Origin of the sequence: Rahnella sp. EDr1-12, from assembly GCF_049206505.1 — a bacterium.
Taxonomy (GTDB): Bacteria; Pseudomonadota; Gammaproteobacteria; order Enterobacterales; family Enterobacteriaceae; genus Rahnella; species Rahnella rivi.
The window spans coordinates 39,946-58,473 of sequence record NZ_JBLZNY010000011.1; the positions used below are offsets into that span (position 1 = coordinate 39,946).

At 53.5% G+C, this 18,528-nt stretch carries 18 protein-coding genes; 1 reads left to right on the forward strand and 17 read right to left on the reverse strand.

Annotated features, from left to right (window positions below):
* Positions 1-43 precede the first annotated feature (43 nt).
* The 4 genes from recX to mltB all read right to left on the reverse strand — a co-directional run bounded on the left by recX (position 44) and on the right by mltB (position 3,780).
* Positions 44-610: a recombination regulator RecX gene (recX, locus tag ACO0U8_RS23615; protein WP_056773067.1), complete on the reverse strand. Its 567-nt coding sequence runs from the start codon at positions 608-610 to the stop codon at positions 44-46.
* 240 nt (positions 611-850) lie between these two features.
* Positions 851-1,915, reverse strand: a complete 1,065-nt coding sequence (gene recA, locus ACO0U8_RS23620) for a recombinase RecA (RefSeq protein WP_056772804.1) — start codon at positions 1,913-1,915, stop codon at positions 851-853.
* Positions 1,916-2,022: 107 nt separating this feature from the next.
* Positions 2,023-2,517: a nicotinamide-nucleotide amidase gene (pncC, locus tag ACO0U8_RS23625; protein WP_122096375.1), complete on the reverse strand. Its 495-nt coding sequence runs from the start codon at positions 2,515-2,517 to the stop codon at positions 2,023-2,025.
* 159 nt (positions 2,518-2,676) lie between these two features.
* Positions 2,677-3,780, reverse strand: coding sequence for a lytic murein transglycosylase B (gene mltB / locus ACO0U8_RS23630; RefSeq protein ID WP_122096376.1), 1,104 nt, complete (start codon positions 3,778-3,780; stop codon positions 2,677-2,679).
* A 261-nt stretch (positions 3,781-4,041) separates the two neighbouring features.
* Between mltB and mutS the strand changes: the two genes are divergently transcribed.
* Entirely contained in the window at positions 4,042-6,588 is a 2,547-nt protein-coding gene (mutS, locus tag ACO0U8_RS23635; RefSeq protein WP_421671745.1) for a DNA mismatch repair protein MutS, read from the forward strand.
* 118 nt (positions 6,589-6,706) lie between these two features.
* Here the strand turns inward: mutS and rpoS are convergent, their stop codons facing one another.
* The 13 genes from rpoS to cysG form a co-directional block, all read right to left on the reverse strand.
* Positions 6,707-7,693, reverse strand: coding sequence for an RNA polymerase sigma factor RpoS (rpoS, locus tag ACO0U8_RS23640; protein ID WP_056772811.1), 987 nt, complete (start codon positions 7,691-7,693; stop codon positions 6,707-6,709).
* A gap of 51 nt (positions 7,694-7,744) precedes the next feature.
* Positions 7,745-8,755, reverse strand: coding sequence for a murein hydrolase activator NlpD (gene nlpD, locus ACO0U8_RS23645; protein WP_122096431.1), 1,011 nt, complete (start codon positions 8,753-8,755; stop codon positions 7,745-7,747).
* A gap of 231 nt (positions 8,756-8,986) precedes the next feature.
* Positions 8,987-9,613, reverse strand: a complete 627-nt coding sequence (locus tag ACO0U8_RS23650) for a protein-L-isoaspartate(D-aspartate) O-methyltransferase (protein WP_056772817.1) — start codon at positions 9,611-9,613, stop codon at positions 8,987-8,989.
* Positions 9,603-10,367, reverse strand: a complete 765-nt coding sequence (gene surE, locus ACO0U8_RS23655) for a 5'/3'-nucleotidase SurE (protein ID WP_122096432.1) — start codon at positions 10,365-10,367, stop codon at positions 9,603-9,605. Before surE ends, ACO0U8_RS23650 begins: the two co-directional genes overlap by 11 nt.
* Positions 10,348-11,394 (reverse strand): tRNA pseudouridine(13) synthase TruD, encoded by a 1,047-nt coding sequence (gene truD, locus ACO0U8_RS23660; protein ID WP_162997883.1) that lies wholly within the window; start codon positions 11,392-11,394, stop codon positions 10,348-10,350. Before truD ends, surE begins: the two co-directional genes overlap by 20 nt.
* 22 nt (positions 11,395-11,416) lie before the next feature.
* A complete protein-coding gene (gene ispF, locus ACO0U8_RS23665; RefSeq protein WP_136377443.1) occupies positions 11,417-11,890 on the reverse strand; it encodes a 2-C-methyl-D-erythritol 2,4-cyclodiphosphate synthase in 474 nt (157 codons plus the stop codon).
* Positions 11,890-12,609, reverse strand: a complete 720-nt coding sequence (ispD, locus tag ACO0U8_RS23670) for a 2-C-methyl-D-erythritol 4-phosphate cytidylyltransferase (protein WP_056772824.1) — start codon at positions 12,607-12,609, stop codon at positions 11,890-11,892. The genes ispF and ispD overlap by 1 nt, the downstream gene beginning before the upstream one ends.
* A gap of 2 nt (positions 12,610-12,611) precedes the next feature.
* The gene (ftsB, locus tag ACO0U8_RS23675) at positions 12,612-12,932 is read right to left on the reverse strand and encodes a cell division protein FtsB (RefSeq protein ID WP_056772828.1); all 321 of its coding nucleotides are present in this window, start codon (positions 12,930-12,932) and stop codon (positions 12,612-12,614) included.
* A 236-nt stretch (positions 12,933-13,168) separates the two neighbouring features.
* Positions 13,169-13,549, reverse strand: a complete 381-nt coding sequence (locus tag ACO0U8_RS23680; protein WP_082465706.1) for a DUF3561 family protein — start codon at positions 13,547-13,549, stop codon at positions 13,169-13,171.
* 58 nt (positions 13,550-13,607) lie between these two features.
* Entirely contained in the window at positions 13,608-14,231 is a 624-nt protein-coding gene (gene cysC, locus ACO0U8_RS23685; RefSeq protein ID WP_056772831.1) for an adenylyl-sulfate kinase, read from the reverse strand.
* 1 nt (position 14,232) lies between these two features.
* Complete coding sequence (cysN, locus tag ACO0U8_RS23690) at positions 14,233-15,660, reverse strand: sulfate adenylyltransferase subunit CysN (RefSeq protein WP_421671746.1); 1,428 nt, start codon at positions 15,658-15,660, stop codon at positions 14,233-14,235.
* A 13-nt stretch (positions 15,661-15,673) separates the two neighbouring features.
* Complete coding sequence (cysD, locus tag ACO0U8_RS23695) at positions 15,674-16,582, reverse strand: sulfate adenylyltransferase subunit CysD (protein ID WP_056772835.1); 909 nt, start codon at positions 16,580-16,582, stop codon at positions 15,674-15,676.
* 10 nt (positions 16,583-16,592) lie between these two features.
* A complete protein-coding gene (cysG, locus tag ACO0U8_RS23700; RefSeq protein ID WP_421671747.1) occupies positions 16,593-18,017 on the reverse strand; it encodes a siroheme synthase CysG in 1,425 nt (474 codons plus the stop codon).
* Positions 18,018-18,528: the final 511 nt, after the last annotated feature.

Sequence of the window (18,528 nt, forward strand, 5' to 3'; positions counted from 1 at the left end):
TAAGATAAAATTTCTGCGCGGGGAAGTAAAATCCCGTATGCGGTCAATCGTCAAAATCGCGATAAATAGACTGTATTTCTTCCTGAAAGAAGCCGCGATAGAGTAAATAACGCAGAACTTTTGATTTTTCTTTCCAGTCTGTAGGTAAATTCTCACCAAATTTTCTGACCGCAATCTCACGCGCCAGAATGCACCAGTCGACCTCAGTATTCTCCAGAGCCGTGGTAATGATTTCTTTATCGACACCTTTTTGCATTAATTCTGAACGGATACGCTGAGCGCCATAACCTTTGTTACTGCGCCCAGAAATATACCGGTCGGCAAATTTGGCATCATCCAGCCACTGGTGCTGATAGCAATAGTCGATAACGGCCTGAACATGCTCTTCAGGGATCTCTTCAGGTACCGGACGTGGCTCCGGTTTAGCTCTTACGATGTCTTCTTCGGCGAACTCATTTTGCGCCTGCTTCTTACGCGATGACCAACTGCTTTTCTTATTCTGCGGTTTAACAAAAGGCATCGGGGGAATGAGCAACTTGCGGCGCAATTCTGTTTCGCCATGGTCGCGCTGAGCAAGCAGTCGCATGGCACGGCTAATCAGCGTGTTGATTTTGGCGGCATCGCCGTCTTTTTTCTGAGGTTCAAACAGGCCAGAGTCACTGTTTTGCGCGACTTCTTCGAGCAGCTTTTTCAGATCGATGTTTTTTTCATTTGGTGTTTTTTCACCAGGCATAAGGTTTCCCCTGATATGCAAAATGCCAGTCTGGAAACCAGACTGGCATTTTAGCGACTTTTGAAGATGACGGGAAAAACCCAATCATTCAAATGTCTTTGTCAGACAACCACGAAATTAAAACTCTTCGCTGGTTTCCATATCGTCGTCTGCGACTTCTGCAGTCGTAGCAGCGGTCAGTTCACCCGTGCCGCTCAGCAGCATGTCACGCAGTTTTTTATCCAGTTCCGCGGCAATTTTCGGATTTTCTTTCAGATAGTTACAGGAGTTAGATTTACCCTGACCAATCTTTTCACCGTTGTAGCTGTACCATGCGCCCGCTTTCTCGACCAGTTTGTGCTTAACGCCCAGGTCAATCAGTTCGCCATTAATGTTGATACCTTCGCCGTATAAAATCTGGAATTCAGCTTGTTTGAACGGTGCAGCAATTTTGTTCTTCACGACTTTGACGCGCGTTTCACTGCCTACTACCACATCGCCTTCTTTGATAGCGCCGATACGACGGATATCAAGACGGACAGAAGCGTAGAATTTCAGAGCGTTACCGCCGGTGGTGGTTTCCGGGTTACCGAACATCACACCGATTTTCATACGGATCTGGTTGATGAAGATCAGCAGAGTGTTGGCGTTTTTCAGGTTACCTGCGAGTTTACGCATTGCCTGGCTCATCATACGTGCCGCGAGGCCCATGTGAGAGTCACCGATTTCACCTTCGATTTCTGCTTTAGGTGTCAGTGCCGCAACGGAGTCAACGATGATAACGTCAACAGCGCCTGAACGGGTCAGCGCGTCACAAATCTCAAGAGCCTGTTCGCCGGTATCTGGCTGAGAACACAGCAGATTGTCGATATCCACGCCCAATTTTTTAGCGTAGATCGGATCCAGTGCATGTTCCGCATCGATGAAGGCACAGGTTTTGCCTTCGCGCTGTGCAGCGGCAATAACCTGAAGGGTCAGCGTTGTTTTACCGGAAGATTCCGGTCCGTAAATCTCAACGATACGGCCCATCGGCAAACCGCCAGCGCCCAATGCAATATCCAGGGACAAAGAGCCGGTAGAGATCGTTTCAACGTCCATGGAGCGATCTTCACCCAGACGCATGATGGAGCCTTTACCGAATTGCTTTTCAATCTGGCCCAGTGCTGCAGCTAACGCTTTTTGCTTGTTCTCATCAATAGCCATTTCTACTCCTCGTCTGATGCAGGGGAACATCCCGCCCGCATCACTGAATATAATTTATGAACAGGTAATTGGCAGTAATTATACTGTATGCTCATACAGTATCAAGCCTAATTTTGCAGAAACTCAAACAATGCTGTTTGTAGCGAAAAAACAGCAGCTTGCAAACGTACAGCGTCGCGATCGCCAGAAAACTGCTGTTTTGCCGCCACGATCCGGCCATCTTTACCGGCAAAACCAAACCACACTGTGCCGACCGGTTTTTCCTGCGAGCCACCATCAGGCCCGGCAATACCGCTGACTGCCAGAGCGATATCCGCTCCTGCAGCATGCAACACACCCTGCGCCATTTCGCGCACGACCTGTTCACTTACGGCGCCATACTGTTCGAGCGTACTCTCGGAAACCCCCAGCAGTTCATGCTTGGCGGCGTTGCTGTAAGTCACAAACCCGCGGTCAAACCAGGCAGAGCTGCCGGCAATGTCGGTAATGGCTTTAGCAATCCATCCCCCGGTGCACGATTCTGCACAGGTGATCCACAGGCCTTGTGCTTTCAGCTCGGCACCTATTTCTGCACTCAATTCATGCAAGCGATCTTCGTTCATATCCTCTCCCGGCGGGTCATCAGAATCTGTCCTGATGTTAGCACTTCTCTTTTGCTCTGCGAGATCTGACGCTGCTTTTTGCGCGATGTATTCAGAATCAGAATTAAACGCAAAAACTAAGGCCGCACCGGGCGGCCTTCAGATGATAAAAAACGGGCATTAACGCGCTGCTTTCACCGCAACACCCAGCTGCCACACCGCCATCGCATAATGCACGCTATGGTTGTAGCGGGTGATGGTGTAGAAGTTAGGTAACCCGTACCAGTACTGGTAATTGGTACCCATATCAAGGCGTAGCAGACTCGCTTCCTGATAGTTGCCGAGCGAGCCTAACGGGCTGAGTCCGGCTGCTTTCAATGTAAACAGCGGATATTTGGTTTTGAAACCATTCTCTAACAGGGGTGCCTGACCGGCTGCGGGAACCGCAATCGGTGCGCCTTTCGTCCAGCCATGTGCTTTAAAGTAATTAGCCACGCTGCCGATGGCGTCGACGGGATCCCACAGATTCGCGTGTCCGTCGCCGTTAAAGTCCACGGCGTAGTCTCTGTAGGAGGATGGCATAAACTGCCCATACCCCATCGCGCCTGCGAAGGAACCCCGCAGACTCAGCGGATCGTCACCTTCACGACGTGACATCAGCAGGAAGGTTTCCAGCTCACCGGAGAAGTATTCAGCCCGGCGCGGATACGCAAAGGAAAGTGTCGCCAGCGCATCAATAATGCGTGTTTTACCCATCACGCGGCCCCAGCGGGTTTCAACGCCGATAATACCGACAATGATTTCCGGTGGAACGCCGTAAATTTGCTCAGCGCGTTGCAGCGCATCCTGATATTGGTTCCAGAAAACCACACCATTCTGGACGTTATCCGGTGTAATGAATTTACTCCGATAACGGTTCCATGCTCCGTTCGGTACGGTCGACGGCCCGCCAGAAGGCGCCTGCTGATCCATCAGTCTGAGCACAAAACCCAGACGTTTGGTTTGCGCCAGCACGTCGTGCAACTGCTGACGGTCGAATCCGTGTTCACGGACCATTTTATCAACAAACTGATTCATGGCCGGATCGTAAGCAAAGTCACCGTTCTGAACGGCACCGGTATGTTCAGCCTGCAACAGAAAACCGCCGCTGGGTGCCGTATTGGCACTCGCATTTCTTCCGTCAGAGAAAGGGTTGCGCGGGCCGTCAGGCTGAGCCGAAGGCTTATGACTGCTACATGCAGAAAGTGTAAAAACCAGGGGAAGAATGACTGCCAGAAGGCGCATCGGATGTCCGTAACCATGCAATAAAAGAGGTGACGACATGTTAGAGCATTATCAGAGCCGAAAAAACTGAAAATCAACGTCTTTACATGGATGCCGGATATTCACGTTTACCGTAAATTGCGTGACGTTACGCATCTTCAGTAAGCAACGTGGTTTTTTACCTCCACTCACGTTAGGATCCGTTGTAAAGTCGTTGCATCAGGCGCTGCGAGCCAACAGGATGAATAAAAATTGAATGAAATCAATAAAAAGCATAACACAATGAGCGGACTGGAAGCCCACACCCCAATGATGCAGCAATACCTGCGTCTTAAAGCAGAGAACCCGGAAGTTTTGCTGTTTTACCGTATGGGCGACTTTTACGAACTGTTTTATGACGATGCAAAACGTGCGTCACAGCTGATGGATATTTCGCTGACCAAACGCGGTTCCTCTGCCGGTGAGCCGATCCCTATGGCGGGTGTGCCTTATCACGCGGTAGAAGGCTATCTGGCGAAACTGGTGCAGCTGGGTGAATCCGTCGCTATCGCAGAACAAATTGGCGATCCGGCACTCAGCAAAGGGCCGGTTGACCGCAAAGTAGTACGCATCGTCACACCGGGTACGGTCAGTGATGAAGCATTACTCAGCGAGCGCCACGATAACCTGCTGGCGGCTATCTGGCAGGACGGGCGCGGTTTCGGCTACGCAACGCTGGACATCAGCTCCGGGCGTTTTCGCGTCGCCCAGCCGGACGATCTGGAAACAATGGCTGCTGAGTTACAACGCACCAATCCGGCAGAATTGCTCTATCCGGAAAGCTTTGAAGCCATGTCGCTTATTTCTTCCCGCCGCGGTCTGCGCCGTCGTCCTATGTGGGAGTTTGAGCTGGAAACGGCTAAACAGCAGCTGAATCTGCAATTCGGTACCCGCGATTTGAGCGGTTTTGGCGTCGAGCAGGCGGCTCAGGCTCTGCGCGCTGCCGGTTGTCTGCTGCAGTATGTGAAAGATACCCAGCGCACCGCCCTGCCCCACATTCGCGGCGTGACCATGGAGCGCCAGCAGGATGGCATCATTATGGATGCGGCCACGCGCCGAAATCTTGAACTGACGCAAAACCTGGCCGGTGGGGTGGAGAACACTCTCGCAGCGGTGCTGGATCAGGCCGTGACGCCAATGGGCAGCCGTATGCTCAAACGCTGGATCCACATGCCGAGCCGCGACATCCGGCTGCTGACAAACCGTCAGCAGACCATCAGTGCGCTGCAGGATATCACGGCGGACTTACAGCCCGTTCTGCGTCAGGTCGGCGATCTGGAACGTATTCTGGCACGTCTCGCCCTGCGCAGCGCACGTCCGCGCGATCTGGCCCGTATGCGACACGCCCTGCAGCAGTTGCCGGAAATCCGGGCAATCTTGCAGGAAACTCACGCTCAGCATGTTCAGACGCTGGTGGAGCAAACCGGAGACTTCACAGAACTGGTGGAACTGCTGGAACGCGCAGTGATCGAAAGTCCTCCGGTGCTGGTTCGTGATGGTGGCGTGATTGCACCGGGCTACAATGCTGAACTGGACGAATGGCGTGCGCTGGCCGACGGGGCAACAGATTATCTCGATCGCCTCGAAATCCGCGAACGTGAAAAACTGGGGCTGGATACGCTGAAGGTCGGTTTTAATGGCGTTCACGGTTATTACATTCAGGTAAGCCGGGGTCAGAGCCATCTTGTGCCGATCCACTATGTCCGCCGCCAGACATTAAAAAATGCCGAACGCTACATCATTCCGGAACTGAAAGAGTACGAAGATAAAGTTCTCACGTCTAAAGGCAAAGCACTGTCGCTGGAAAAAGCGCTGTACGAAGAGCTTTTTGATCTGCTGATGCCGCATCTGTTTGCTTTACAGCAAAGTGCCGGTGCACTGGCTGAGCTGGATGTACTGAGCAATCTGGCGGAACGTGCCTACACGCTGAATTACGCCTGCCCGACCATGAGCGAGAAACCGGGGATCAACATCACCGGCGGACGTCACCCGGTCGTTGAACAGGTGCTCAGTGAACCCTTTATCTCCAACCCGCTGAACATGTCTCCGGCGCGACGTATGCTGATCATCACCGGCCCCAACATGGGCGGTAAAAGTACCTACATGCGTCAGGCGGCGCTGATTGTTCTGATGGCACATATTGGCAGCTACGTCCCCGCCGAGTCGGCAACGATTGGCCCTGTGGATCGCATCTTTACACGCGTGGGGGCTGCGGACGATCTGGCGTCAGGCCGTTCAACCTTCATGGTGGAAATGACCGAAACGGCTAATATCCTGCATAACGCCACTGAAAACAGTCTTGTGCTGATGGATGAAATCGGCCGCGGTACCTCTACTTACGACGGCCTGTCACTGGCCTGGGCATGTGCCGAGAATCTGGCCAGCCGCATAAAAGCCATGACGCTGTTCGCCACCCATTACTTCGAGCTGACCACGCTGCCGGAAAAAATGGAAGGCACGGTGAATGTTCATCTGGATGCTATCGAACATGGCGATACCATTGCCTTTATGCACAGCGTGCAGGACGGTGCGGCAAGTAAAAGCTATGGCCTGGCCGTAGCCGCACTGGCCGGTGTCCCGCGCGATGTGATTAAGCGCGCACGCCAAAAACTGAAAGAGCTGGAAACGTTATCTAATAACGCCGCCGCCAGCAAAGTGGATGGCCCGCAGCTGACGCTGCTGACGGAGGAAGTCTCACCGGCAGTTGAAGCGCTGGAAGCCCTTGATGTGGATTCGTTATCACCACGGCAGGCGCTGGAATGGATTTATCGTTTGAAAGAGTTGGTGTAGAAGCGGCAGAACGCCAATGAAATGACAGAAATAAAAAACGGCGGAGATTAACCCGCCGTTTTTTTGATGCAAAATCTGATGCTGTATTGCCTAAAAAGTAAATGATTCGCCGAACGAATTACTCACGGAACAAAGCTTCGATGCTCAGCCCCTGCCCCTGCAAAATCTCACGCAGGCGACGCAAACCTTCTACCTGAATCTGACGAACACGTTCACGTGTCAGGCCAATTTCGCGACCTACATCTTCCAGCGTTGCAGCTTCATAACCTAACAGGCCGAAACGACGCGCCAGCACTTCACGCTGTTTTGCATTCAACTCGAATAACCACTTCACGATACTCTGTTTCATATCGTCGTCTTGCGTGGTGTCTTCCGGGCCGTTGTCTTTCTCATCCGCCAGAATGTCTAACAGCGCTTTCTCCGAGTCACCACCCAACGGGGTATCAACAGAGGTAATACGCTCATTCAGGCGCAACATACGGCTGACGTCATGTACCGGCTTGTCGAGTTGCTCTGCAATCTCTTCAGCGCTCGGCTCATGGTCAAGTTTATGCGCAAGTTCACGTGCAGTACGCAGGTAAACGTTCAGTTCCTTCACGATGTGAATCGGCAAACGAATGGTACGGGTTTGATTCATGATCGCCCGTTCAATGGTCTGACGTATCCACCATGTCGCATAGGTAGAAAAACGGAATCCACGCTCAGGGTCAAATTTTTCAACCGCACGGATCAGACCCAGGTTACCTTCCTCGATCAAATCCAGCAGTGCCAGACCGCGATTACTGTAGCGGCGGGCAATTTTAACCACCAAACGCAGGTTACTTTCAATCATACGGCGACGCGAAGGAACATCTCCACGCAGCGCACGTCTTGCAAAATAAACTTCCTCTTCTGCCGTAAGCAGAGGGGAATAACCGATCTCACCAAGGTACAGTTGAGTTGCGTCCAGCACTCGTTGGCTTACAGTCTGCGACAACAACTCTTCTTCAGCGTCGTTATCGGCAGTCTCTTCGACTGTGGCTTTCTCGTCAAAGGCTTCAGCGCTGTTCTCATCGAAATCTACATCATCATGTAACTCGTTAACTTTCAGCGTATTCTGACTCATAAGCTGCTCCTACCCGTGGTCCCGAGGGCAGAATTTAAGACTCTGCCCGAGTTATCGCTGCGGAAGATAACGCAGCGGGTTTACGGATTTCCCCTTGTAACGAATTTCAAAATGCAATCTTACTGAACTGGTTCCGGTGCTACCCATAGTCGCTATTTTTTGTCCCGCCTGCACTTCTTGTTGTTCCCGGACCAGCATTGTATCGTTATGTGCATAGGCGCTCAGGTAATCATCATTGTGTTTGATGATGATTAGATTACCGTAACCGCGAAGAGCATTGCCTGCGTACACTACACGCCCCGAGGCGGTGGCGACGACAGACTGTCCGCGCGAACCTGCAATATCGATCCCCTTATTTCCCCCTTCAGAAGCAGAGAAATTATCGATAATTTTCCCGTCGGTCGGCCATTTCCATGTGGAAACCGGACCGCCATTATTTGCTGGAGTGGCGACGGGAGTGCTGGCTACGGCAACAGGTGTGGTTGTGGTAACTGCACCTGATGAAGGCAACATCTTACCTACATTCTGTTTACCAGAAGATTCAGAATACGTGGTAGTTGGTTGAGATGCAACCACAGAACCTGTGAGCATTCCGCCTGTCGGCACTTTAGGAACACCGCCAGAAGTTGCGTCTGTAGCGGCTAAAGTTCCCCCCGTGCTGGCAGCAGAAGAGACGTTATTTATCTGGATATTTTGACCAACTTCCAGGCTGTAGGGCGCGGCGATATTGTTACGCGCAGCAAGGTCCCGGAAGTCGTTGCCGGTGATCCAGGCGATGTAAAAAAGGGTGTCGCCACGCTTCACCTGATACGTGCTGCCACTGTAGCTGCCTTTAGGGATAGCGTTGTAGCTACGGTTGTACACAATGCGTCCACCGGGGGCGACCGCAGGAGCATTTGGCGTCGCTGAATTCGGAGTATTCTGACTACCACCGCCGCCGCCATTGACACTACTGATGGGTGCGGATGTGGTTGAATTGTTCGAACATCCCGCCATCCAGGCACTGATAAACGTACAGACCGCAATGCGGCTTAGTGTTTTTATTGGGCTTCCCGTGCTCATATTTCCCCCGTTACGGCAATCTCAGAATAACGCTTTAACCTCGCACACCGCGCCAGATGGCGCTTCTCGTATCATGTCATACCGTGCGGGCAGGCAACACGCCCACTCAGGTCAATTCCTGAATGCGCCGTGCCATAAAAAACTGTAGTGGATGCTATCAACATAGCCAGTACAGCACCATATAACAGTTGTATTTAAATTTTAAGGGGTTAGTCCTGCCGGATGTCTGAATCAGGCCAGTTCGCCTTTCACCAGCGGGACAAAGCGAACAGCTTCAATCGTCTCGGCAGTGAACTCATCACCGCGGCGGGTGATACGTTGCAGGATCTGATTCTCTTCGCCGACAGGCAGAATCATCACCCCGCCGTCATCGAGTTGTTTCAGCAGGTCTTGGGGAATTTCAGGAGGAGCAGCGGTGACAATGATGGCGTCGAACGGCCCACGCGAAGGCCAGCCCAGCCAGCCATCTCCGTGACGCGTTGAGACATTATGCAAATCAAGTTGCTTGAGGCGTCTTTTGGCCTGCCACTGCAACCCTTTAATCCGTTCAACCGAAAAGACATGCTCTACCAGATGGGCCAGAATCGCGGTCTGATAACCGGAACCGGTGCCTATCTCAAGCACCCGCGAAGAAGGCTCAAGGCGCAGCAGTTCAGTCATTCTCGCCACGGTATAAGGCTGGGAGATGGTCTGGCCGGAGCCAATCGGCAGCGCTGTATTTTCATAGGCTTTATGCTGGAACGCCTCATCCACAAAGCGCTCACGCGGCACCGCCTCAATGGCATGCAGCAGTTTCTCATCATGAATGCCCTGCTGCCGCAACTGTTCCAGCAGGTTATACATTGGCTTATTCACCATTCGCGCTCACCCCGGCTCTTTCCAACCATGAGACTACGACATCCTGAGCCGCATAGGCGGTTAAATCTACCTGAAGAGGCGTGACTGAAACGTAACCTTGTGCAACAGCAGCAAAATCTGTGTCAGCGGCAACATCAAACTTATCGCCAGGCGGGCCGATCCAGTACATATCCTGCCCGCGGGGATCCTGCTGACAAAATACCTTTTCGGCCGGATGTCGGCTACCACATCGGGTCACGCGGATGCCTTTGATCTCGGATAAAGGCAGATCAGGCACGTTAATATTCAGAATTTTGCCAGTACGTAATGGCTCGCGGGCCAGCGCCCTGAGAATGCGACAGGTGATGATAGCCGCGGTGTCATAATGCTGATGTCCGTCGAGTGATACCGCCAGCGCAGGAAAGCCCAGATGGCGCCCTTCCATGGCCGCCGCCACCGTACCGGAGTAGATCACGTCATCGCCAAGATTTGGCCCGGCATTAATACCCGATACCACGATGTCCGGACGCGGACGCATCAGGGTGTTCACACCGAGATACACGCAATCGGTGGGCGTGCCGTTAATCACGGCGGTATCGCCGTTGGGATAGGACTGAATGCGTAACGGGCCGTCCAGCGTTAGCGCATTGGATGCGCCGCTGCGGTTACGGTCAGGGGCCACCAGCTTCACATCAGCAAACTCACGCAGCGCGGACGCCAGCGCCTGAATGCCGGGAGCCAGAATACCGTCGTCGTTACTCAGTAATATCCGCATTGCTTTCATCCAGATTCATCAGCTCGCGCACGACGCTCGTGGCGTAACTGCCGGCCGGTAGCCAGAATTTGAGTTCCAGAGTGACGTCATCCCAGCGCTGCCAGTTAAGATGCAAGGGCAACAGCATGATGGCGCGACGTGCAGGCTCGACTCTTTCGCGTTTAAGTAACGACAGTAAATCAGCCTGTTCACTCAGGCAAGCCAGCTCAAATTTTTCAGCGTCTTCCAGCGTACCCAGCGGGCCATCTCCGGGCAAAGGCGCCGTCACCAGCAGCTCTGCGTTTTCCACGCGCGGTTGAATGGAGTCGAACTCGTCGGCCTTCGCGACAAACCAGCTGCCGCGACCGCTAAGTTGTAACGCATCGCCAGGCATTGCCTGACGAACGGTGTTATCAGCCAGTCGCTGACTGGCAATAATGTTGAACAAGGCACTGCGGCTGGCTGAAAGATAGAAACTGCGTTTGGCACGTTCTTTTGGACGGGCTTCGTTAGTCGCCCAGCGTTTCGCCTGCACCAGATTATTGCCGCCGCGACCAAAGCGCTGAGTACCGAAATAGTTCGGCACGCCGCATTGGGTAATTTTTTCCAGACGCGCTTCAACATCGGCGATATCACTTATCTGACGAAGCACCAGCGTAAACGCGTTGCCTTTCAGTGTACCGATACGCATCTTTTTACGATGGCGTGAGGCGCGGATCACTTCGCAACCTTCGAGATTGAACTGACTTAAATCAGGATCGGCTTTGCCCGGCAAATGCAGGCAAAACCACTGTTCAGTGACTGCATGACGATCTTTCAAACCGGCATAGCTGACATCACGCGGATGCACTTTGGCAAAACGCGCCAGCTGTTCGGCAACAAACTGTGTATTACAGCCGTTTTTGCGGATCCGCACTAACAGATGTTCACCCTCGCCGTCCGGCTCAAAGCCCAGATCTTCTTCGACAATAAAGTCTTCCGGATTGGCTTTCAGCTGGCCGGTGGCGACGGGCTCGCCCAGTAACCAGGTGAGACGGGACATATCTATCATGCGGTAATCTTCCACAACATCATTCCTTAATCAGCAGGGCAACGGCTTCGCAGGCGATACCTTCGCCACGGCCGGTAAAGCCCAGCTGTTCGGTGGTGGTCGCTTTCACGTTCACATCATCCATGTGGCACTGTAAATCTTCGGCAAGAAATACGCGCATCTGCGGGATATGCGGTGCCATTTTAGGTGCCTGAGCAATGAGGGTGATATCCAGATTGCCCAGCTTGTAACCTTTTGCACGAATGCGGCGGTAAGCCTCGCGCAGCAGCTCGCGGCTGTCCGCGCCTTTATAAGCCGGGTCGGTGTCCGGGAACAATTTACCGATATCCCCCAGCGCAGCAGCGCCGAGCAGGGCATCAGTGGCGGCATGCAATGCAACATCGCCGTCGGAATGTGCCAGCAAACCTTGCGGATAAGGAATACGCACACCGCCGATCACCAGCGGGCCTTCGCCGCCAAACTTATGAACATCAAAACCGTGACCGATACGCATTATGCGTTCTCCTCGTGGGATATGCGGGTTAAAAAGAATTCAGCCAGCGCCAGATCTTCCGGCCTGGTGACTTTAATATTATCGGCCCGCGCCGGGATCAACACAGGATGATAACCACAATATTCCATTGCAGAAGCTTCATCTGTGACCACGGCACCTTCATTCAGCGCACGGCGCAGGCAGATTTTCAGTAATTCGAGAGGGAAAAATTGTGGCGTCAGCGCATGCCAGAGATCTTGCCGGTCAACAGTATGGGCAATGGCCTGCCTGCCGGTTTCACCGCGTTTCATGGTATCGCGCACCGGTGCGGCGAGGATCCCGCCGGTTTTACTGGTTGCGGAGATCGCCAGCAGATTTTTCAGATCATCCGGGTGCAAACACGGGCGGGCAGCATCGTGCACTAAAACCCAGCCGTGGGAACCCGCCGCATCAAGACCTGCCATCACAGATTCTGCACGCTCGCCGCCGCCGGTCACCACCTGAATCCGGGGGTCGCAGGCAACAGGCAACTGCGCAAACTGAGTGTCATGCGGGCTAAGCGCCACGATCACCTTAGTGACCTGGTCGTTGTGCAATAAAGCGCGGATCGAATGTTCTATCAGCGTTTTACCGCCGATAGAAAGGTATTGCTTAGGGCATTCTGCCTGCATACGGCTGCCGATCCCGGCAGCAGGTAAAACGGCAATGACCTTCGGAAGGGAAACTGCGGTGTGGCTCATGGCTATGGATTCGAATTATTTTGCGAAACATTGCTGCCCGGAGCACGTTTATTGTCTGGCACCAGACGATAGAAAGTCTCGCCGGGTTTTAACATGCCCAGTTCGTTGCGTGCGCGTTCTTCAATCGCTTCCTGACCGCCGTTTAAATCGTCGATTTCTGCGAAAAGTTGATCGTTACGTGATTTCAGTTTGCCGTTGTTGGCTTGTTGCACTTCAACGTCATCGTTAACACGAACGTAATCATGAATACCATTCTTGCCCAGCCACAGTGAATACTGTAACCAGCCAAGTAAAATCAGTAACAGCAGTGTGAGTTTGCCCATCCCCGCCCCCTAAAAAAGCCGGGCAATCATCCCACAACTTTCCTTCTGACTCCACTATGGCGGGATAAATGCCGGTGAGAATCAGACTTACACACGCAATAATGGGTGAGAATGACACAATGGCTTACATCGTGGAAAAGAATTGCCGGGAAAATCGCCAGTAAAACGCCGCAAAAAAGGATCCTCACAGGATCCGGTTTGTACTCTTTATTGCTGTCACCAGGCGGTCATTGCTGTTACCAGCCGGATAAAAACGAGAAGACGGTCCAGAACATTCCAATCACGCAAATACCGGTGGCTGCGGGTGTGATGAGCCATCCGCCACGAAAAAGCATACTGAAAGCGATACCGATAAGTACCGACACCGGCATCAGTGCCAGAAAGAAGGGCCAGGTATAGAGGAGAAAAAACAGAGTGTTGGAGCCATATACCCAAAAAGGGATCGCCAGCGCCAGCCAGTAACAGACGAACCCGATAAATCCACCCTGCATGGAGTAAGAGGGATCTTCGTTTTCTGCGCCGTCTGAGGTCTGCGCTAGCCGGGGTACCGGGGCGTTGTCTCCCCTGATACGATCAACCCAGATCCGGCTGACCAGTCTGCTGAATAAAGCCTGCATAGATGATCCCTGTGTTCAGTGTAAACCGGCACGCTCTCTGGCGTTTGGCCGGCAACATTCAGGGATTGATAATACCGCGACGGCGCATCACATCTAATAATTGGGGAACCAAATGTGTTACCAATTGTTCACCTTCAAGATGCACATCCGGCGCTTCTGGCGGCTGATATTCTGAATCGATACCGGTGAAGTTTTTCAACTCACCGGCACGCGCTTTTTTATACAACCCTTTCGGATCACGCGCTTCGCAGACGGCCAGCGGCGTATCGACAAACACTTCGATAAACTGCCCGTCTTCCAGCAACTCGCGCACCATGTCACGCTCGGCACGATGCGGCGAGATAAAGGCGGTAAGCACCACCTGCCCGGCATCTACCATCAGTTTGGCGACTTCACCCACACGGCGGATGTTTTCACGGCGATCGTCATCGGTAAAACCCAGATCGCGGCAAAGCCCGTGGCGCACATTGTCACCATCGAGCAAATAGGTGCTGACGCCAAGGGCATGGAGCGCCTGCTCCAGCGCCCCGGCCACCGTGGATTTCCCCGAACCCGAAAGCCCGGTAAACCACAAGACCGCCCCGCGATGACCGTGCTGTTTTTCACGATCCGCACGCGTAACGGCGTGCGGATGCCAGACAACATTGTCATCTTTCAGTGAAAGGCTATCCGGTGACGCCATCTTATTTGCCACCCAGCAGGTCGCGGGCGCCCCAGTGCGGGAAGTGGCGGCGAACCAGGATGTTCAGCTCCAGCTCAAATGCGCTGTATTTATCGGACTCCTGATAAACCTGTTCGAGCGCTTCACGTACCAGACCGGCACCGACGGTCACATTGGTCAGGCGGTCGATGAAAATGATGCCTCCGGTGACCGCATTGCTCTGATAATTATCCAGCACCAGCGGTTCATCAAAGGCCAGTTCCACCAGACCAATACCGTTGAGCGGCAGTGTTTCCACGACGCGCTGTGTCAGGGAATTGATCTCGACCTGATAGTCGATATTTTCTACACGTGCGCGGGCTTTCTTGCCGCCCACTTTGATGTCATAGCTCTGGCCGACGCTCAGTGGCTGCTCCGCCATCCAGACCACGTCAACTTTGGCATTCTGTACTGACTTCACGGTTTCATTCGCATCCACCAGCATATCGCCACGGCTGATATCCCGCTCATCGGCCAGCACCAGCGTAATGGCTTCGCCCGCCCAGGCTTCCTGCAAATCACCGTCGAAAGTGACGATACGCGCCACGGTTGATTCCACACCGGAGGGCAGCACTTTCACTTTCTGCCCGACACGAATGGAACCGGATGCCAGCGTACCGGCATACCCGCGGAAATCGAGGTTAGGACGGTTTACATACTGCACCGGGAAACGCATCGGTTGCTGTTCGCGGATATTGATGATGTTGACGGTTTCCAGCACATCGAGCAGCGTCGGGCCGGTATACCAGCTCATTTTGTCGCTAGGCGTGGCAACGTTGTCGCCTTCCAGTGCGGAAAGTGGCACAAACTTGATATCCAGATCGGTCGGCAACTGCTGAGCGAAATCCAGATAATCCTGTTTAAATTGTTCGAATACGCTCTCGCTGTACTCCACCAGATCCATTTTGTTCACGGCCACAACCAGATGGCGGATCCCGAGCAACGTGGCGATGAAGCTGTGGCGACGGGTTTGATCCAGCACGCCTTTACGGGCGTCAATCAGCAGAATAGCCAGATCGCAGGTCGAGGCGCCTGTGGCCATGTTACGCGTATACTGCTCATGCCCCGGCGTATCAGCGATGATGAACTTACGTTTCTCGGTGGAGAAGTAACGGTACGCGACATCGATAGTGATGCCCTGCTCGCGTTCAGCCTGTAAGCCGTCCACCAGCAATGCCAGATCGATTTTCTCGCCCTGCGTCCCGTGACGCTTACTGTCGTTATGCAGCGACGACAGCTGATCTTCGTAAATCTGACGGGTGTCGTGCAGCAGTCGCCCGATCAGCGTACTTTTGCCATCATCGACGCTGCCGCAGGTCAGGAAGCGCAGCAGGCTTTTGTGTTGCTGAGCGTGCAGGTAAGCTTCGACACCGCCCTGCTCCGCGATTTGTTGTGCAATTGCGTTATTCATTAGCTGCGGCTCCTCAGAAGTACCCTTGACGCTTTTTCATTTCCATCGAACCGGCCTGATCGCGGTCGATGGCGCGTCCTTGTCGTTCACTGGTCGTTGATACCAACATCTCTTCGATGATCTCCGGCAGCGTTTGCGCTTCAGATTCAACGGCACCGGTCAGCGGCCAGCAGCCCAGCGTACGGAAACGCACCATCTTCTTCTCAATCACTTCGCCCGGTTGCAGATCAATACGGTCGTCATCCACCATCAGCAGCATACCGTCGCGCTCCAGTACCGGACGCGGCGCGGCCAGATACAGGGGAACAATCTCGATGTTTTCCAGATAGATGTACTGCCAGATATCCAACTCAGTCCAGTTGGAGAGCGGGAAAACACGAATGCTTTCGCCTTTGTTAATCTGGCCGTTGTAGTTGTGCCACAGCTCAGGGCGCTGGTTTTTAGGATCCCAGCGGTGGAAACGGTCACGGAAGGAGTAGATACGCTCTTTGGCACGGGATTTCTCTTCGTCACGGCGCGCGCCGCCGAAAGCCGCATCAAAGCCGTGTTTACTCAGTGCCTGTTTCAACCCTTCGGTTTTCATGATGTCAGTATGTTTGGCGCTGCCGTGGACAAACGGATTGATGCCCATTGCCACGCCTTCCGGATTTTTATGCACAATCAGTTCAAAGCCGTAATTCTTTGCCGTACGGTCACGGAAATCGTACATTTCGCGGAATTTCCAGCCGGTATCCACATGCAATAATGGGAACGGCAGCGTGCCGGGGAAGAAGGCTTTGCGTGCCAGATGCAGCATGACCGAGGAATCTTTCCCGATGGAATACATCATCACCGGGTTGGCGAATTCAGCAGCCACTTCACGGATGATATGGATACTCTCCGCTTCCAGTTGCCGCAAATGAGTCAGTCGTTTTTCGTCCATAACAGATCCTTTAAGCCAAATTCACAACCGACGGGCGTTGAGTGCCGTCAGTCTCAGGATGATGCCCAAACCACGCCAGTTGCTGATGAAGTGCGACCACTTCACCAATCACCAGCAACGCCGGTGTCGGCGCCTGTTGAGCCAGATGTTCAAGATTATCGAGCGTGCCGGTCAGCACCTGCTGATCCGCACGCGTTCCCCGTCCGATCACCGCAACGGGAGTTGTCGCTGCGCGTCCATGAGCAATCAGTTGCTGGCTGATTTCAGCCGCTTTGAGCGTGCCCATGTAAATCGCCACGGTCTGTTTGTCTTTGGCGAGGGTTTCCCACTGCACGCCGTCGTCTTCCGGGCGGCAATGCCCGGTCACGAAAACCACGCTCTGCGCATGATCACGGTGAGTCAGCGGGATCCCGGCATAGGCCGTGGCGCCTGCGGCGGCTGTCACGCCGGGTACCACCTGGAATGGAATTCCCGCCGCCTGCACCGCCTGTAATTCTTCGCCGCCGCGCCCGAAAATAAACGGGTCACCGCCTTTAAGGCGTACGACTTTTTTCCCCTGCTGCGCCAGTTCGACCAGCAGACGATTGGTTTCTTCCTGCGCGACAGAATGGCTGCCCGCACGTTTACCGACACAAATTTTGTCAGCATCACGACGGACTAAATCCAGCACTTCTTCGCTGACCAGATGGTCGTAAAGCACCACGTCGGCCTGCTGCATCACCTGCAGCCCGCGCAGGGTGAGTAATCCTGCATCACCCGGCCCTGCGCCGACCAGCGTGACATTTCCGCCCTGCGAGATGTCTTCCGCGTTTTCCAGCTGCTGTTGCAGCGCCTGCTCCGCTTCTGCGAGCTTTCCCGCAGAAGCGAGGCTGGCAAAACGTCCGGCAAACGCCTGTTCCCAGAAACGCCGGCGGGCGCGCATCGAAGTGAACTGCGTTTTCACATTCTCACGCCAGCGACCGGCAATATCGGCCATTTGCCCCAGGCTGGTGGGCAGTAAGGTTTCCAGCTTCTCTCGCAGCATTCTGGCGAGCACCGGCGCTTTACCGCTGGAGGAAATCGCGACAACAATCGGCGAGCGATCGACAATCGAGGGGAAAATAAAGGAGCACTTCGGCTGATCGTCGACCACATTCGCCAGGACGTGGCGCTGATTGGCCTGCTCAAACACTTCCGCGTTCAGCGCCGCATCGTCGGTGGCTGCAATCACCAGAAACACATCATCAAGCTGTTCCGGCAGAAAAGCCTGCGCCAGCCAGCTGACTTCCGCGGCCTGTCTGCGTTGTTCCAGCTCAGAGGAAAGTGCCTGCGCGACTATCCGGACTTGCGCGCCCGCACGCAGGAGAAGATCGATTTTGCGAGCAGCGACTTCGCCCCCTCCCACCACCAGTACCGGGCGTTGTTTGAGGTCGGCAAATATTGGTAGATAGTCCACAAAAGCCTTAATTGATAACCAGAATGAATATCCCGACTATACGTGCAGGCAATAATTGATCTGAAATGACGAAAAGGAATGATTAGTTCCAGAATGGAATAAGGAGAACCTCTTCAGGCCTCGAGCCGCCTAGATCTTCGGGAATAGATACCGTAGTACGAGACTGTATAAATCCCATCAAATCCTAGCGTTTTGGGCAAAATGTGGATCATTTTTGAGGGGGAAACACGGCTCCAAGGGTCTGAGTACTCTGAACAATAGTCGATCACCAACTGAGGCCTTACCACACAAGGCATTACTAATTTAAGGCGTAATTGAAGTTCCTCTGACCTGCTCCCCGCGCATGAGCTTAAAATGAAGTTAGTAAGGTCTGCTATGAGCGAGGAGCGGACATACCACCACATCATGCATTTGTGCCAAAAGTAACTTTTGTTATTTGTAGTCTCTAAGTGCCAGCCGGAGATGATGAGCGATAAAGTCGGCTTTAAGAGTACTATAGAGAGGAATATTA

Bases quoted from the DNA above. Each gene is read 5' to 3' on its own strand.
- recA (WP_056772804.1), bottom strand. From the start codon at position 1,915: ATGGCTATTGATGAGAACAAGCAAAAAGCGTTAGCTGCAGCACTGGGC.
- pncC (WP_122096375.1), bottom strand. From the start codon at position 2,517: ATGAACGAAGATCGCTTGCATGAATTGAGTGCAGAAATAGGTGCCGAG.
- mltB (WP_122096376.1), bottom strand. From the start codon at position 3,780: ATGCGCCTTCTGGCAGTCATTCTTCCCCTGGTTTTTACACTTTCTGCA.
- mutS (WP_421671745.1), top strand. From the start codon at position 4,042: ATGAGCGGACTGGAAGCCCACACCCCAATGATGCAGCAATACCTGCGT.
- rpoS (WP_056772811.1), bottom strand. From the start codon at position 7,693: ATGAGTCAGAATACGCTGAAAGTTAACGAGTTACATGATGATGTAGAT.
- nlpD (WP_122096431.1), bottom strand. From the start codon at position 8,755: ATGAGCACGGGAAGCCCAATAAAAACACTAAGCCGCATTGCGGTCTGT.
- ACO0U8_RS23650 (WP_056772817.1), bottom strand. From the start codon at position 9,613: ATGGTGAATAAGCCAATGTATAACCTGCTGGAACAGTTGCGGCAGCAG.
- surE (WP_122096432.1), bottom strand. From the start codon at position 10,367: ATGCGGATATTACTGAGTAACGACGACGGTATTCTGGCTCCCGGCATT.
- ispF (WP_136377443.1), bottom strand. From the start codon at position 11,890: ATGCGTATCGGTCACGGTTTTGATGTTCATAAGTTTGGCGGCGAAGGC.
- ispD (WP_056772824.1), bottom strand. From the start codon at position 12,609: ATGAGCCACACCGCAGTTTCCCTTCCGAAGGTCATTGCCGTTTTACCT.
- ftsB (WP_056772828.1), bottom strand. From the start codon at position 12,932: ATGGGCAAACTCACACTGCTGTTACTGATTTTACTTGGCTGGTTACAG.
- ACO0U8_RS23680 (WP_082465706.1), bottom strand. From the start codon at position 13,549: ATGCAGGCTTTATTCAGCAGACTGGTCAGCCGGATCTGGGTTGATCGT.
- cysC (WP_056772831.1), bottom strand. From the start codon at position 14,231: ATGGCGTCACCGGATAGCCTTTCACTGAAAGATGACAATGTTGTCTGG.
- cysN (WP_421671746.1), bottom strand. From the start codon at position 15,660: ATGAATAACGCAATTGCACAACAAATCGCGGAGCAGGGCGGTGTCGAA.
- cysD (WP_056772835.1), bottom strand. From the start codon at position 16,582: ATGGACGAAAAACGACTGACTCATTTGCGGCAACTGGAAGCGGAGAGT.